The following is a 13,579-nucleotide window of genomic DNA, read 5'->3' as shown; positions in this document are numbered from 1 at the left end:
CCTGTAGCGATGAAAGCGTCAGAGCGCGGCGATCAACTGCCGGTCAAGCCGCCGGAGTGCCGCCTCAACGATCTCTCGGGCGCTGGCGAGCGCGTTCAGTGCGGGGTACTCGACTGCGAGCGGTTCGTACAGATACATCGTCACGTCCGGAACGCGATTCGAGAGGTTCCTGCGGTGTGAACGCAGCGTGGTCTGCCGACGCACCGCCGCCTCGTCCAGTCGGTCCCGAACGGAGACGACAGATTCGCGGAGGCGAGTGAGATTCTCGAACGACCGCTTTGAAAGCGGTTCGTCATCTAGCGCTCGAAGCGTCTCCACCGCTGAGTGAACCGTCGTTCGAACCGCCTCGACGGAATCGGACTCTGTATCGAGCAACGAGACGAACTCAGTTCGTTCCTCCATCGCGGCCGTTGCACCGGCGACAACGGCCTGTCGGAGGTTCGGCGTGAGGGTGCTTCCCTGGGTTATCGCGGCGGCAACGTCTTCTCCGAACTCGGCAGTGACGCTCTCGGTGTAGGTATCGCCGTACTCGTCCTCGTAGTGGGGGACCGCCATCACGGTTCGTTCGTATTCACGTCGAATCGTGTCCAACGAGGGGGACGCCGACCCATATGTGAGCGACTTCGTTGTCAACGGGCCGCCAGTTTTGCCCGCCGTAGCGGTGGGTCGAACGTCGGCGACGGCTGACCGGAACGCCCGGAACGCTTGGCGTTCGTCTACTGAGCGGCGACGTTCACGTCGTATCAACTGTGTCGCCTCTTCGAGGTGTGTCTCGATCATCGCCATCGGACCGCCCCCGGAACGTCCGCAGCAACATCAGCGCGCGTGTTTGCTGTCCACTCGAATTCGTCAACGAGTGGGAAATCCGTGAGGACGCCTCTGTCGGCGTGTGACACGATGCTTTGTCCGTGCGCGTTCCCAGTTTGTGCGAGCGAGTACGCCTCGGCCACCCCGTTCGGCCCGGCGAGCGGGACCATCCGAACCTCGGTTCCGAGCGGACCGACATCGAGAAGTATCGCAGCCTGCGGGAACGAACACGTTGCGGGGGCGATGATCTCCCGGACGCCGCCTCGTCGGGCCGTCGCAGGCCAGTGGATGTGTCCCGAGAGGACGAGCGGATCCCCTCCGCTCGACAGCACCTCGACCACCTCGTCGGCGTTTCGGAGTTGATAGAAATCCTCGTCAGCGAACTGCCCGGTGTGTTCGCGCGGGTGGAACACGTTGTGATGGGACGCGACGATCGGTGACTCCACCTCGGACAGCGTCTCGTCCAACCACGCCACGTGTTCGGACGGGACGAGACCTTCATGGGAATCATACAGTGTGCCGTCGCCGCTGGCGGTATCCAAGCCGATGAGATCGACGCCGCCGACGCTCACGTGGAATGGGAACGCGCCGCGGGCGTATCGAGCCCCGAATTCGTCTACCGTCGGTGCCTCGTAGTCGTCCCACTGTTTCGGGACGTCGTGATTGCCGGGGACGGAGACGAACGGTGTATCGAGGTCGGCAAGCAGTTCGTCCACGCAGTCGAACTCTTCGGGATGGCCATCTCTCGTCAGATCGCCGAGGCTGAGTGTCGCATCGACGTTCAGGTCGTTGATGGCGGCGATGGCGGCGCGGAGGCGCGTCTCGGTTCGGTGATACACTTTCCATGTTCCGGTCGCCGTCGGTGTGAGGTGGGGGTCAGAGACGACAGCGATTCGCGTTCGCGTGTGGGAGGTTGGCTGTCGGAGGCGAGCGAGAAGCGGTCCGGCGTCTGCTGCGGGCGGCGTTCGCTGGTCCGCTGAAACACCGGTGGAACCATCCCTCATCGCTCGATTGTGCGGGAGAACGTGCCCAGCGCGGTATCCCGACGAACGACGATGCGTCCGTCCTGTCTACAAAGTTCGATGGTCAGCGGGGCGGTTTCGTCGGCGGAGTGGTCGTCCCCTTGCATCTCGTTCGGCGGTCCGACCGCTCGAATGATAAAAATATCGGATATAATATATATTCTGTAGTATATGTCTATACTATCTCAATATCGCTCCGGAGTCTCAATAGAGCGTGATACCGGAAGCCAAGAGTCCGGCATCGACGAGGAGGAGGATGCCGACGACTGCCGCCGCGCGGAAGATATCTGCGGCGTTCTCTGCCGGCGTGCGGACGCGTTTCTCTCTGAGGCCATCGACGAGTCGGCTCCGGCCGATTTCGACGAGCGCGGTAAGGACGAGCCAGAGGACCAACATAGCGAGGACCAGGTGACCGCGACTCTCGTTCATGAGGAGGTCGAACGTGTATCTTGTACCGGCGAGATGTCCGCCAGTGAAGAACATGATCACCGACGCGGCGCGCGACCCGAAGACGAGTTTGTCGGCGAACGTTTCCAACGGTTCGGCGTCGAGCGACCCGTCGAGAGCGGTAGGCAGCACCACGCCAGCGACGAACACGACGCTTCCGACCCAGAGCGCGCCCGTGAGGACGTGAGCCGTGGTCATCACAGTGTCGAGTATCATATCAGCTACTGTGTCTTTCACCGCTTGAAACCCGTCGATTTCTATCGATTACTTGGCCGACAGCGATGGGAGCCTCAGGCCCGGTGGATACGTCCGGCCGTCACTTCGATTCCCGGTGAGTAGTGTACCACTGGTTCGTCGGTCGGCGTCTCGAACCCGTTGGCTGCGAATAGCGTGTTCGACCGAATCTCGGCGTTTGCTTCATAAAGCGGCCACGGGGGATGCGAAATGTCACCGTAGTAGAGTCGCCGCCCGACCGTGTAGAACCGATAGTTCTCGACAAAGAAGTGTTCAAGCGTACCGGGTTCCGGTGTGAAGTCGTCACCGACGGGTTCGTAGGTCGCATCGAAGTGCGCAGGGGGCGCGTTCCAGTGGGTGCGCTGACTGGCGAATTCGATAGATTCGTCCGCACCGCTTCGGACGCGCATATCTGCTCGGTAGTACGGAAGCGAGTACAGCAACCGTGCGAGGGCGACGCCGAGTCTGTCGTCGGCATCGAGATTGAAAAAGTACACCGCGCGGGCGCTGTCTCCGGACTGCGTTCGGTGGCCGGTCGAACTCGCTTCAGCGCCGTCTCCTGACCGTTCGGTATCGTCTTCAGAACGTTCAGCGTCGTCCACTGAGCGTGTAACGTACGTCCGAAGGTTCAACTCAGGAAAAGAGAGACCGAACGGGACACCGCACGGGCGGATATCCTCCATAACGAACGCGACGACGCCGAGCCACGCGTGACCGTCGAACGTGGCAACCTCGACACCCGGCGGGAGGCGTCCGGCTACCGTTTCCGGGTCAGTCTCCCAGTGGGCGAACAGCGCGTCGCGCCACCGCATCTGGACCAGTGCCTCGTCCCCGAACGCGGCATCTCCGGAACGCATATCTTGACAATCAGTACCGCGCGTACTTGCACTTTGCTGCCGTCTGGCAGTATTGTTCAGCGTATCTGATTCGAGCAAAACGCAAACACTTGATCCCATATTTCGGCGGTTTTTGGTCGAATATCTCCGAAGTAATTGGCACATACGCCGATCCGTCCCCCATATCTGCACACCACGAAGCCGAGGAACGAACAATTATATAGGATAGCTATCAAGTTTGCAGTAAGAATGGGATTTCGGTCTGCAAACGAGCGGACGACTCCGAGCAAAGAGTCCTCGTCCGTTCCGTCTATTCAAGAGCTGACGGGAGGCTCGAATCGAAATCAGAGTCGTGGTGGCGGTGGATCGCTAACACCCCAAGAGTGTGAATCACGATTCGGCGTCGAAATATACATGGACGGGCTGGATACGAAGATTCAGCGACTGGCCAAGAAACACGGCGCAGACCAAGTCCGAGAATGGGCCGACGAAGGCATGACCGTCGATACGATGGGCAAGCCACGCGACATGCGCGCGTTCCGCCAGCGTCAGCAGGAGCGCCCTGCCGAAGTTCCCAAAGACATCGAGCGCCGGAACGCTAAATCTGTCCAGCGCAGTCGTGGCGCGCATCATGAGGCGTCAAAGGCTGGCGACGCGAACGTGCCCGACTCCGTACGAGACGTTATTTCCTCGCCGGGCCAACAACTCGACACCTCGATTCAGCGCGCGATGGAAGACCGAATGGGCGACAATCTGAGCGACGTTCGAATCCACACGGATCCATCCGCCGCGAAAGCCTGCGAAGACATCAACGCCCGCGCGTTTACTGTGGGGAATCACATCGCGTTCAACCACGGCGAATACGATCCATCAAGTGCTGAAGGCCAGCATATTCTCGCCCACGAACTCGCACACGTGCGCCAACAAACTGGTGGCGCGGTGTCGATGCTCCCCCAAGAGGGTTCGTTAGAAATTGATCCTGACCCACGCTTAGAGCGGGAAGCCGAAGAAACCGCCCAGCGCGTGATGCAAGGTGGGAAAATCGGCGTACATCGCATGGAGCACTCCGACGTGCACGTTCAGCGCTCACCGAAAGACGTCTCGGAGTATATTCCCTCGATGGGCGACACGGAGCAGGCAATCATCGAAGAGGAAGCTACCCAAGGTGTCCTATTAGATATCGACCCCGAGAAGTTAGAACAACTGCAGTCTGCTGTTGCGGATCTTGAAGAGTTAGCGACGGAGATCAACGAGCTCAGCGCAGCGACGGGAGTAACCGTGGAACCAGCGGCTGGTGAGACGACGCTGAGAGAGGAGACACCGACTCCACTTCGAGACGGATTGGCCGTGACGGTCTCACATGACCACGATCTCTCCGAGATGGGCCTCTCACAGGACCAGCAGAAGTTAGTCGAAAAGCACAAACAACTCGTCTCCGAATTCGAGACTCTCAGTAACGATATCCTTTCGGAACTCCAACAGGGGGAACTCCCCGAGGAAAGCACATTTCGAGATTTTCTAACTGACGTAGGGATCAGCACTGGTGTCGCAGCAGTGGTATACAAGGCAATCGAGTCCCAAACCGATCACGCGACGCTTGCGTCGATGTTGCAATCCGAACTCGACATGGTCGGCCCACAAGGGGCTGGTCTCTTCGAGAATATCACTGTCGCGTTCGGAGCATTATTGACTGGTATAGCACTAAGTTACGGCAAGGACAAACTCACCAGTCACGACGAGACTGGCGATACCCGCTTCGACGACAAATGAATATGAATGCAAAAATCATCGACCAAGATAATAAAGGAATTGGGGTGAGAGTCCATGATAACGATGAGACGGAACATACCGTTGCAGTTGGGTTCGATGGAGAAATCCAGGGCCATTCCCAAGACGGCTACCCGGACGACCCAGCCAAACGTACTGGGAAAGAAAACGAGTACGTGAGCCAGGCGCGCCGGTATGCCAAGTACTACGTCGCCAAAGAGAAGGGATACGACGTGCTTCCGTGGGACCGAGACACTGCGGCGATGCAGCGGGTCCAAACAGCCATCGAGTCGCTCTCGGACGAGGACTTCGAGAAGTACTTCGGGACGTACTTCGATCAGATCAACAGTCGGCTCCCGAACGTGACCGCGCCAGTTCCGGAGCCCGATGCCGTCGGTGACGACGAGTTCGTTCTGTATCTGCTCGATGTCTATCTGGATGAAGCTGGCCGGATCGAAGCGGTGTCGGACATTCATTTCCTCTATCTGGATGACAACCGGGAGAGGCAGGTGGTTCTCGGCGATCAGCCCCTCAATCGAGATCCTGACGCCCGATTACAACTGAAACCCAACTACTTGCCATCACTGGAGGTTGCTCAGGAGTTTTTCGTCTATCATCTCCGCTGCCAAATCCGAGACTGCTATCTCCTTCGAGGGGAAGAGCCACCAGAACAGTACCGAGTGATCGGTCCGGGGCTCTACGACGCTGCGACACGATATCTCTACGAGGATCGTCCGTATCGGCCATATCATAAACTGCACGCGGACATCCCGGGCTATTCGCTCGAATTCGATTATGGCTTCGGCGAACAGGGGAAAGAAATGGCCAAAATTGCAGGCGCAGTCGCAGACAACAAATAACGGGTTATCGGATAGGTGGCTCGCTCGGTGACGTGCGTATTCACACGGGTCCATCGGCCGCGAAAGCCTGTGAAGACATCAACGCTCGTGCCTTTACTGTCGGCAATCACATCGCGTTCAACCACGGCGAATACGATCCATCGAGTGCTGAAGGTCAGCATATTCTCGCCCACGAACTCGCGCACGTGCGCCAGCAGACTGGTGGCGCGGTGTCGATGCTCCCCCAAGCGGGCGAGTTAGAGATTGACCCCGATGAGCGTCTCGAACGCGAAGCCGAGGACACTGCCCAACGCGTGGTAGAGGGTTGGAAGATTGGTGTACATCGGGTGTCCAAGGCTGAAGTACACGTCCAGCGGATGAAGTCCGCTGATCAATTACAGGGGGAACTCGATTCCGAACAGAAATCAGAATTAGTTCGATAGTTGAAAGAACAGATGATTTTTCGAATATCAACGAATTCCTATCACAACTTGCAGGACAGCTTACGGGGTTGAATCACAAATTATCGAGAAAAGGAAAATTGAAAAGCGGCGCTGAAATCGGACTTGAAGATATCGAGATTATTTCACACCGCGACGGAGATCGTCCTCATTATGTGCTGGATTCCGATAAATGGGATGAGGATATTGATCTAACCGGGGATAGTATGCACGATTTTAAACACATTGTCGCAAGGCATGGACATCCTGCTGCTGGTGGTGATTGGCCTATCTCACCCGGGACCGCAATGGAAAGTGTAGAGGAGGCGTTTCCCGAAACCATGGGTCCAGCAGATATCAAACAAGTCATTGAAACAGCTATCGAAGAGGGTGAAGTTGGAGGAAATTCTGGAGAGCTAGTCTATGACGGTCATAAGTTGGACAAATATGATATTAGTCAGATCCATGTCAGACGGAATTCTGACTCAGGCATAGTACAAACAGCGTTTGCTAGTGGTGAGAATCAATGAATGTGTCAGTAGACTATTCGATAAAAGAGGAAGTAATAGATATAAACGATCTCTTGGGCGGAATCGCAGTAACAGTAAATGACGATTCGATTGCCCGAGTGGTCAATGAAGACAATTTTGAGTCAAGATATGAGTGGAAGCCCACCTATATGGGACAATATATTCAGACAGATTTCCAAAGATTGATCGATGCAAGTAGTATGCTAGCAAGGAATGAGTTAGATATATACCAAACTAAAGAAATAACATTCCCTCCCAGCAAATCATATCTACTCTTGGAACCGCTTTCAGAGGGAGCGTTGCGCGTTGCATATCGGATACGCGAGTCGAGAGATCACTCAACTTCGAAGACGCCATCAGCTGATCCAGAAAGCGCCTGTGGTTACGTTGTTAAGCGGTGTGAGTTCTGCCGAGCGGTAAGCGAAGCAGCGCACGAGTACGTCAACGATGTCCGCTCAATGCCTGTCGAATGGGGTATGGAGTTGCTTGAGGAGTTTGAACAGTCCTTGGCAGAGTTGGATGCCGCTATCGAAGACTGTGAATAGACGGTACGGCAATGAGGGAACATCAATCTAGCATACATGCGATAGCTTCCCGCACGTATTCAACCAACAAACGTCCGTGAACCACCTTTTGACCGTATTTGAACACTAGCTCTGTGTCAGTCGAGAACAGATTCGGTGACAGTATGGAGTTCCGCGGCCGTCTCCTCGTCCGTCGCGCCGACGTAGAGGCCGTCAGTGCCGGTTCCGTGCGAGTAGACGCCGCTTTCGGCGGCGAGAAGTTCGCCCGCGTGTTGTTCGTACACGTCCGGGTAGAAGCAGACGATACCTTCCAACCCGCCGCGGGCGAGCAGTCCCCAATCGACGCACGGAGACCACGTCGAAACGACGCGCTTGCATCGGTCTTCGACGGCCGATTCGATTCGGTCCGCCGTCGCTGCAAGCTCTTCGTCGCGGATGGCAGGGAGGCCGACGACGAACGAGACAGTCCCGTGTTCGAGAGAGACATCGCTCTCTGCCGACACCGGTTCGCCGTCTACCGTCGCACCCGCGCCGCGTCGGGCGACGTAGGTTGAATCGGGAAGCGGTTCGTAGATTGCCGAGACGACGGGGTCGCCGTCGCGTAGGACGCACGCCGCGGTGGCGAACGCCGGCAGTCCAGCCGCGAAGTTGTTCGTCCCGTCGAGCGGGTCAACGACCCACTCGTAGTGGTGGTCTCCGTTTCGGCCGGACTCCTCGCCGTGCAGGGCGTGGTCGGGGAACGACTCTCGGATAACGTCGAGAACTCGTTCTTCGGCGGCGCGGTCTGCGGCGGTTTTCACGTCGTCGGTGCCGTAGTCACCCGGAACCGACCCGTCTCGGAAGGCGTCTTCGAGGTAGTCGCCTCCAGCGCGGACAGCGCGAGTGGCGACGGCTGCCAACGAGTCGAGGTCCGGGCCGTCGGCAGTGACGAAGTCATCCATGTCGTCGGGTCCGAGGTCGGAGGGAAAGAGCCGTTCGGTTCACTCCACCTTCCGGTTCCCTAATACATTTGCCACGTGCAGGCGCGTGACATGGCATGGACCCCGTTCCAACCGAGACGTTCTACGACCTGACCAGCCTCTCAGCGGTTGCCCTCTCACCGACAGGAGACCGCGCCGCATTCGTCGCAAGCGAGTCTGATCCCGACGAGGACGAACGGCTCGCCTCGTTGTTCGTCGTCCCGACCGATGGAAGCCGTGAGCCACATCGGCTGACGCGCGTCTCCACCGCCGCCAGTCCGACGTGGAGTCCCGACGGTGATCGACTCGCCTTCGTCGCCGCCCGGACAGAGGACACTGCACGACGAGTCGGCCGAAGCCGCGACGAGGAAACAGCGGACGACGATATCGAGGCAACGAGCGGCGACCGGGACGAAGCCGACATCGAAGCGGATGAGCTTGACGGTACGTCCGAAGACGGCGAGTCCGACGGTGCGTCCGAAGACGAACACCAGTCCGCCGGCGACGACGAACCCAAACCACAAGTCTGGGTGTTCGATCTCGCACTCGGTGGCGACGCCCGGCAGGTGACTGACTTCGATGACGGTGTGAAAGCGTTCGACTGGTCGCCCGATGGCGACCGAATGGTCGTCTCGGCGCGCGACCCGACTGAGGAGGAACGCGAGTATCTGGACGAACGGCGCGAGGGAGGCCCTATCGAGACGGAGCGACTCCAGCACAAATTCGACGGCGCAGGCTATCTCGACACCGTCACGACGTATCTGTTCGTCGTGGATGCGGAGTCGGGCGACACGGGACGCCTCGACGACGCACGAGGGGGCGGCGCGTCCGATGACCAGTTCGGGATGATGCCTACGTGGGGGCCGAACGACCGCATCGCCTACACCGCCTACGAGGGCGAGAGAAGTGATGATACGTTTATCCGCGACGTCTACTCCATCCGACCGGATGGGTCGGAGAAACGACGCCACACCGACGGCGAGCGTGTCACACTCCTCCCTCAGTGGTCCCCCGACGGAAGCCGACTCGCGTTCAACGGCGGCGACGCCGAGAACTGGCATCTCCCCGACCAACTGTACGTCACCGACGCCGACGCCGCAGATGACGCCTACGAGAGTGTTTCAGCGTCGCTCGACCGCACCCTCTCCTTTTCGGAACCGAACTGGGTGGACAACGAGACGCTCTATGCTCTCATCGGTGACGAAGGTAAGACGCGCCCGGTGCGATTCGCTGCGGACGAGGACGCGCCGGAACGGACGTTCACGGCGCAGGGCGACGACAGGGCCTGCCGAGCGCTCGAGACGGCCAACGGAACCGCCCTCGTCCACCTGTCGCATCCGAGCGAAGGATCGGATCTGTACGCATTCGATCTCGACTCGATAGACGCGACTCCGGATCTGACGCGTCTGACCGACCTGAACGCCGAACTACGCGAGACGTACGAACTGCCGAAAGTTCGGCGGGTCACCTACGAGAGCGACGGCGAGGAAATCGAGGGCATCGTCTACGCGCCGCCGTCGTTCGACTTCGACGATCCAGATCCGCATCCGTTGGTCGTCGCCATCCACGGCGGTCCGGTCAACTACGACGAACCGGTATTCAGATTCACCCACGCGGTGTTCACCTCCCGTGATTACCTCGTGTTCCGGCCGAACTACCGCGGTGGATCATCGTACGGACGCGAGTTTGCGGAGGCACTCCGCGGACAGTGGGGAACCGTTGAAGTGACGGATATCGCCGCCGGCGTGCGCGAACTTGTCTCCCGCGGATGGGCCGCCGAGGATCGCATCTTCGGTCACGGCTTCTCCTACGGCGGCATCGCACAGGGCTTTCTCGTTACGCAGGAACCCGACCTCTTCACCGCGGCCGCACCGGAACACGGCATTTACGACCTGCGGTCGGCGTACGGCACCGACGACAGTCACATCTGGACCGACAACGAGTTCGGCGTCCCGTGGGAGAACCCCGAGAGGTTCGAGGCGTCGTCGTCTATCACCGATATCGGGAACGTTCGAACGCCGCTTCTCGTGATCGCGGGCGGCGAGGACTGGCGGTGTCCACCGTCGCAGTCCGAGCAGTTGTACGTCAGCGCCAAGAAGCAGGGCGTCGAGGCGCGCCTCGTCATCTACCCCGACGAACATCACAACGTCGGCGACCCCGACCGAGCCATCCACCGGCTTGACGAGATCACCTCGTGGTACGAACGGCACGACCCGGCGGTGGAGACGGACGACAAAGCCGAAAACGAGACCCACGAGTAATCAAGACGGCGACACGAGCGGATAACCCACCACCTGACCGCACCCGAATTTTTGCCCTTCGCACGCAATCTCGAAGTATGGAGTTTCGCGTCGTCCACGGAGACATCGCACAGCAATCCGCAGACGTACTCGTGAACGCCGCCGGAACGAGCCTTCGGATGGGGTCGGGCGTTGCGGGCGCGCTCAGACGCGGCGGTGGGTCGGAGTTGAACGAGGCGGCGATGGCCGAGGGACCGGTTGACCTCGGCGCGGTTGCCGTCACGGACGCCTTCGAACTCGACGCCGACTGGGTGATTCACGCCGCCGCGATGCCACACTACGGCGACGGGCAGGCGACGGCCGAGAGTATCCGCGACGCCGCGCGCAACTCGCTGGAGCGCGCCGACGAACTCGGCTGTGAATCGCTGGTGATGCCCGCTCTCGGATGCGGCGTCGCCGGGTTCGCCCTCGAAGACGGCGCGCGCATTATTTGTGAGGTCATCGACGGCCACGACCCCAACTCGCTCTCAGACGTTCGTTTCATCGCCTACAGCGAGGACGAGGCCGAGACGATTCGTCGCGCCGCGAGCGAGGTCCGTGGCGAGTCGGCCGACTAGCGCACGCTACCGACCAGTAGCGGCGTCGAATCGGCCGAGAAACTATACTCGCTCGCCCCCTGTGATGGCGTATGCCCCGTCTCGAATCCCCATTCCAGATCGGCGGCGTGACGGTGCCGAACCGGCTCTACCGGTCGCCGTTGCTGGAGTGTGCGGGGAACGGCTCTGACGCCGTAGACTGTCTCATCTCGGAGTTGGAACCCGCCGCCGAGGCCGGTGCAGGGCTCATTTGTCAGGGGGCGACGCTCGTCCGCGGCGAGGGCGGATGCGCCGCGCCGGGGATGACTCGCGTCCACGACCGCGCGTTCGTCTCCGAACTGTCCCGTCTCACGGACGCGATTCACGACCACGGCGGGAAAATCGCCGTCCAACTGGAACACGGCGGCCTGCGGAGCATGGAGACGTGGCACGCCGGGTACCGGCGAGCGAACCCCGAACTCGAACAACTCGCCGTTTCCTCGCCCCCGAGACTCCTCCGCGCGATGGCCGCGACGGGCTTTCTCGACTACGATGCACACGTCCTCACCACCGACGAAGTGTACGAACTGGCGGCCGATTTCGGCCGGTCCGCGGCGTGGTGTGCCGATGCGGGCTACGACGTGATCCACCTCGCGGGCGCGAACATGGGCTTGATTCACCAGTTTCTCTCGCCGTTCTACAACCGCCGAAACGACGAGTTTGGTGATGGTGTCCGCTTTCTCGAAGTCATCTTAGACGAGATTCGTTCGCGTGCGGGCGACGTCCCGGTGATGACCAAAGTTCCGGCCGAGACAGCGGCCCCACCGGTCGTCCGCCGTCACCTCTCCGCTGACGAAGCAGTGGGTATCTGTGCCCGACTCGCTGACTACGGCTACGACGCCCTCGTCCCCGTCGAGGGGTCTGTGTTCTGGGATGCGAGTATCGTGAAAGGGCAGTTCCCGAAACGCGCGTGGACCGACGACCGTTACCAGTCGGGGTACGCCGAGGCGTTCGGCGGGCAACTTCGAGCGCGTCTCGTCGCTGTCGGCAACTGGATCGAGTCGAAGGTGTACGACTTCGAACCGGCGTGGAACGCCGATCTGTGTCGTCGCGTCCGGCGTGTCGTTGAGGTGCCCGTCCTCTGTGAAGGCGGGATTCGCGGCCGCGATGAGATGGACCGACTTCTCGGCGATGCTTGCGACGCTGTCGGACTCGGCCGTCCCTTCTACGCCGAACCGCGACTGCCCGCTCGGGTGCTTGATGGCGACAGAGAGACGCGCGTCGTCTGCGAGAGTTGCAATAACTGTGCTGTCCCGCAAGCCGCGGGTGCGAACGGCGTCTGTCGCACGCCTGCGGTGCTTCAAGAGGCAGGACGACTGCGGAAGGCGGGCGCGTACGAGCGAGATACGTCCGAATCGGTCGATTTAGCTGCATCCGATGTAGACCGTTCATAGTCGCTGTTCTCCGGGCACTGTCGTTCTCTGTTCGCTTCCGTCTTGCACAGATATCCTGAATTTCGGGGCAATTCTTTCTGGGAGGAGGTCGTACTGGCACGCATGCACCGACGCGATGTACTCGCCCTTTCCAGCGCTTCGCTGGTCGGGTGTGTCGGGCGGGAGTCCGACGTGACAACAGACGAGACAGGGGAGTTGACCGGAGCGGAACCAACTACCGACGGCGAGACGAACCGTACGCTGGCAACGGACGGTGGAACGGACACATCGGGCGACGGGTCTCTGACGCTCTCCTCGTCGGCGTTCGAGGACGGGGAGACACTCCCGAACCGATTCACGTGCGAGGGGAAAGGCGTCTCGCCGCCGCTCTCCATTGCGGGTGTTCCCGACGAGACCGAATCGCTTGCACTCGTCGTAGACGACCCGGATGCACCCGGAAGCGACCCGTTCGTGCACTGGTTACTGTGGAATCTCGTACCCGATACGGCGACGATTCCGGAGGACGTTCCCGACAAGACGACAGTTCTCGACGGCGCACGGCAGGGAACGAACGGCGGCGGTAACGTCGGCTACTTCCCGGCGTGTCCGCCCAAGGGGCACGGAACGCACACGTACCGGTTTACGCTGTACGCGGTAGACCAGATGCTGGATGTCAAGGCGGCCGCAGAGCGCTCGCAACTCCAACGCGCTCTCGACGAATCGAATCTGGCACAGGCGCGGATTACGGCGACGTTCGAGCGGTCCGGGTGAGATGAGCGAACCGGGTGAATCGGGTTGGACTGTTTTTGTCGAACCGGTCCGAATTGTGTGAGCATTCGACGAACAAACCACAAATCACACGACAGCGTGCCTGTCGCGGGGGAAACTCCCCGCGATATTTCCGCGGGGATTATTGTCTCTCGCCG

14 protein-coding genes and 1 pseudogene are annotated in these 13,579 nt (G+C 60.0%); 9 read left to right on the top strand and 6 right to left on the bottom strand.

The window, feature by feature from the left end:
• Positions 1–18: 18 nt before the first annotated feature.
• The 5 genes from HBOR_RS10510 to HBOR_RS10495 form a co-directional block, all read right to left on the bottom strand.
• Positions 19–786 carry a DUF7260 family protein gene (locus tag HBOR_RS10510; RefSeq protein ID WP_241432427.1) on the bottom strand — a complete coding sequence of 256 codons (768 nt, stop codon included), beginning with the start codon at positions 784–786 and terminating at the stop codon, positions 19–21.
• Positions 777–1,811, bottom strand: a complete 1,035-nt coding sequence (locus HBOR_RS10505) for a metallophosphoesterase family protein (protein ID WP_006056804.1) — start codon at positions 1,809–1,811, stop codon at positions 777–779. The genes HBOR_RS10510 and HBOR_RS10505 overlap by 10 nt, the downstream gene beginning before the upstream one ends.
• Positions 1,808–1,936, bottom strand: a complete 129-nt coding sequence (locus tag HBOR_RS20475) for a hypothetical protein (RefSeq protein WP_006056805.1) — start codon at positions 1,934–1,936, stop codon at positions 1,808–1,810. Before HBOR_RS20475 ends, HBOR_RS10505 begins: the two co-directional genes overlap by 4 nt.
• Before the next feature lie 97 nt (positions 1,937–2,033).
• The gene (locus HBOR_RS10500) at positions 2,034–2,492 is read right to left on the bottom strand and encodes a CopD family protein (protein ID WP_006056806.1); all 459 of its coding nucleotides are present in this window, start codon (positions 2,490–2,492) and stop codon (positions 2,034–2,036) included.
• Between the two features lie 74 nt (positions 2,493–2,566).
• Positions 2,567–3,367: a YqjF family protein gene (locus tag HBOR_RS10495; protein WP_006056807.1), complete on the bottom strand. Its 801-nt coding sequence runs from the start codon at positions 3,365–3,367 to the stop codon at positions 2,567–2,569.
• Between the two features lie 228 nt (positions 3,368–3,595).
• Here HBOR_RS10495 and HBOR_RS20295 point away from each other — a divergent pair, with 228 nt between their 5' ends.
• The 5 genes and pseudogenes from HBOR_RS20295 to HBOR_RS10470 all read left to right on the top strand — a co-directional run bounded on the left by HBOR_RS20295 (position 3,596) and on the right by HBOR_RS10470 (position 7,467).
• On the top strand, positions 3,596–5,116 hold the full coding sequence (locus HBOR_RS20295; RefSeq protein ID WP_244880399.1) for an eCIS core domain-containing protein: 1,521 nt from the start codon (positions 3,596–3,598) through the stop codon (positions 5,114–5,116).
• Between the two features lie 44 nt (positions 5,117–5,160).
• Positions 5,161–5,973 (top strand): hypothetical protein, encoded by an 813-nt coding sequence (locus HBOR_RS10485; protein WP_241432428.1) that lies wholly within the window; start codon positions 5,161–5,163, stop codon positions 5,971–5,973.
• An 8-nt stretch (positions 5,974–5,981) separates the two neighbouring features.
• A pseudogene (locus HBOR_RS10480) lies at positions 5,982–6,332 on the top strand (eCIS core domain-containing protein); the annotation flags it as partial.
• Positions 6,333–6,463: 131 nt separating this feature from the next.
• Positions 6,464–6,922: a hypothetical protein gene (locus tag HBOR_RS10475; RefSeq protein ID WP_013440640.1), complete on the top strand. Its 459-nt coding sequence runs from the start codon at positions 6,464–6,466 to the stop codon at positions 6,920–6,922.
• Complete coding sequence (locus HBOR_RS10470; protein WP_006056812.1) at positions 6,919–7,467, top strand: hypothetical protein; 549 nt, start codon at positions 6,919–6,921, stop codon at positions 7,465–7,467. Before HBOR_RS10475 ends, HBOR_RS10470 begins: the two co-directional genes overlap by 4 nt.
• A 116-nt stretch (positions 7,468–7,583) precedes the next feature.
• Here the strand turns inward: HBOR_RS10470 and HBOR_RS10465 are convergent, their stop codons facing one another.
• Positions 7,584–8,387, bottom strand: a complete 804-nt coding sequence (locus tag HBOR_RS10465; protein ID WP_006056813.1) for an inositol monophosphatase family protein — start codon at positions 8,385–8,387, stop codon at positions 7,584–7,586.
• Between the two features lie 95 nt (positions 8,388–8,482).
• Here HBOR_RS10465 and HBOR_RS10460 point away from each other — a divergent pair, with 95 nt between their 5' ends.
• The 4 genes from HBOR_RS10460 (at position 8,483) to HBOR_RS10445 (ending at position 13,424) form a co-directional block, all read left to right on the top strand.
• Positions 8,483–10,666: a S9 family peptidase gene (locus HBOR_RS10460; protein ID WP_006056814.1), complete on the top strand. Its 2,184-nt coding sequence runs from the start codon at positions 8,483–8,485 to the stop codon at positions 10,664–10,666.
• A gap of 77 nt (positions 10,667–10,743) precedes the next feature.
• A complete protein-coding gene (locus HBOR_RS10455; protein WP_006056815.1) occupies positions 10,744–11,262 on the top strand; it encodes a macro domain-containing protein in 519 nt (172 codons plus the stop codon).
• A 71-nt stretch (positions 11,263–11,333) separates the two neighbouring features.
• Entirely contained in the window at positions 11,334–12,674 is a 1,341-nt protein-coding gene (locus tag HBOR_RS10450) for an oxidoreductase (protein WP_006056816.1), read from the top strand.
• A 102-nt stretch (positions 12,675–12,776) separates the two neighbouring features.
• Complete coding sequence (locus tag HBOR_RS10445; protein WP_006056817.1) at positions 12,777–13,424, top strand: YbhB/YbcL family Raf kinase inhibitor-like protein; 648 nt, start codon at positions 12,777–12,779, stop codon at positions 13,422–13,424.
• The last annotated feature ends 155 nt before the right edge of the window (positions 13,425–13,579 follow it).

It is taken from the genome of Halogeometricum borinquense DSM 11551 (assembly GCF_000172995.2).
Classification (GTDB): Archaea; Halobacteriota; Halobacteria; order Halobacteriales; family Haloferacaceae; genus Halogeometricum; species Halogeometricum borinquense.
The sequence above is the reverse complement of the archived record's forward strand: the minus strand, read 5'-3'. Positions and strand labels throughout refer to the sequence as shown.

What these genes read in the sequence shown, in the direction of transcription:
- HBOR_RS10510 (WP_241432427.1), bottom strand. Translation starts at nt 786, where the DNA reads ATGGCGATGATCGAGACACACCTCGAAGAGGCGACACAGTTGATACGA.
- HBOR_RS10505 (WP_006056804.1), bottom strand. Translation starts at nt 1,811, where the DNA reads ATGAGGGATGGTTCCACCGGTGTTTCAGCGGACCAGCGAACGCCGCCC.
- HBOR_RS20475 (WP_006056805.1), bottom strand. Translation starts at nt 1,936, where the DNA reads ATGCAAGGGGACGACCACTCCGCCGACGAAACCGCCCCGCTGACCATC.
- HBOR_RS10500 (WP_006056806.1), bottom strand. Translation starts at nt 2,492, where the DNA reads ATGATACTCGACACTGTGATGACCACGGCTCACGTCCTCACGGGCGCG.
- HBOR_RS10495 (WP_006056807.1), bottom strand. Translation starts at nt 3,367, where the DNA reads ATGCGTTCCGGAGATGCCGCGTTCGGGGACGAGGCACTGGTCCAGATG.
- HBOR_RS20295 (WP_244880399.1), top strand. Translation starts at nt 3,596, where the DNA reads ATGGGATTTCGGTCTGCAAACGAGCGGACGACTCCGAGCAAAGAGTCC.
- HBOR_RS10470 (WP_006056812.1), top strand. Translation starts at nt 6,919, where the DNA reads ATGAATGTGTCAGTAGACTATTCGATAAAAGAGGAAGTAATAGATATA.
- HBOR_RS10465 (WP_006056813.1), bottom strand. Translation starts at nt 8,387, where the DNA reads ATGGATGACTTCGTCACTGCCGACGGCCCGGACCTCGACTCGTTGGCA.
- HBOR_RS10460 (WP_006056814.1), top strand. Translation starts at nt 8,483, where the DNA reads ATGGACCCCGTTCCAACCGAGACGTTCTACGACCTGACCAGCCTCTCA.
- HBOR_RS10455 (WP_006056815.1), top strand. Translation starts at nt 10,744, where the DNA reads ATGGAGTTTCGCGTCGTCCACGGAGACATCGCACAGCAATCCGCAGAC.
- HBOR_RS10450 (WP_006056816.1), top strand. Translation starts at nt 11,334, where the DNA reads ATGCCCCGTCTCGAATCCCCATTCCAGATCGGCGGCGTGACGGTGCCG.
- HBOR_RS10445 (WP_006056817.1), top strand. Translation starts at nt 12,777, where the DNA reads ATGCACCGACGCGATGTACTCGCCCTTTCCAGCGCTTCGCTGGTCGGG.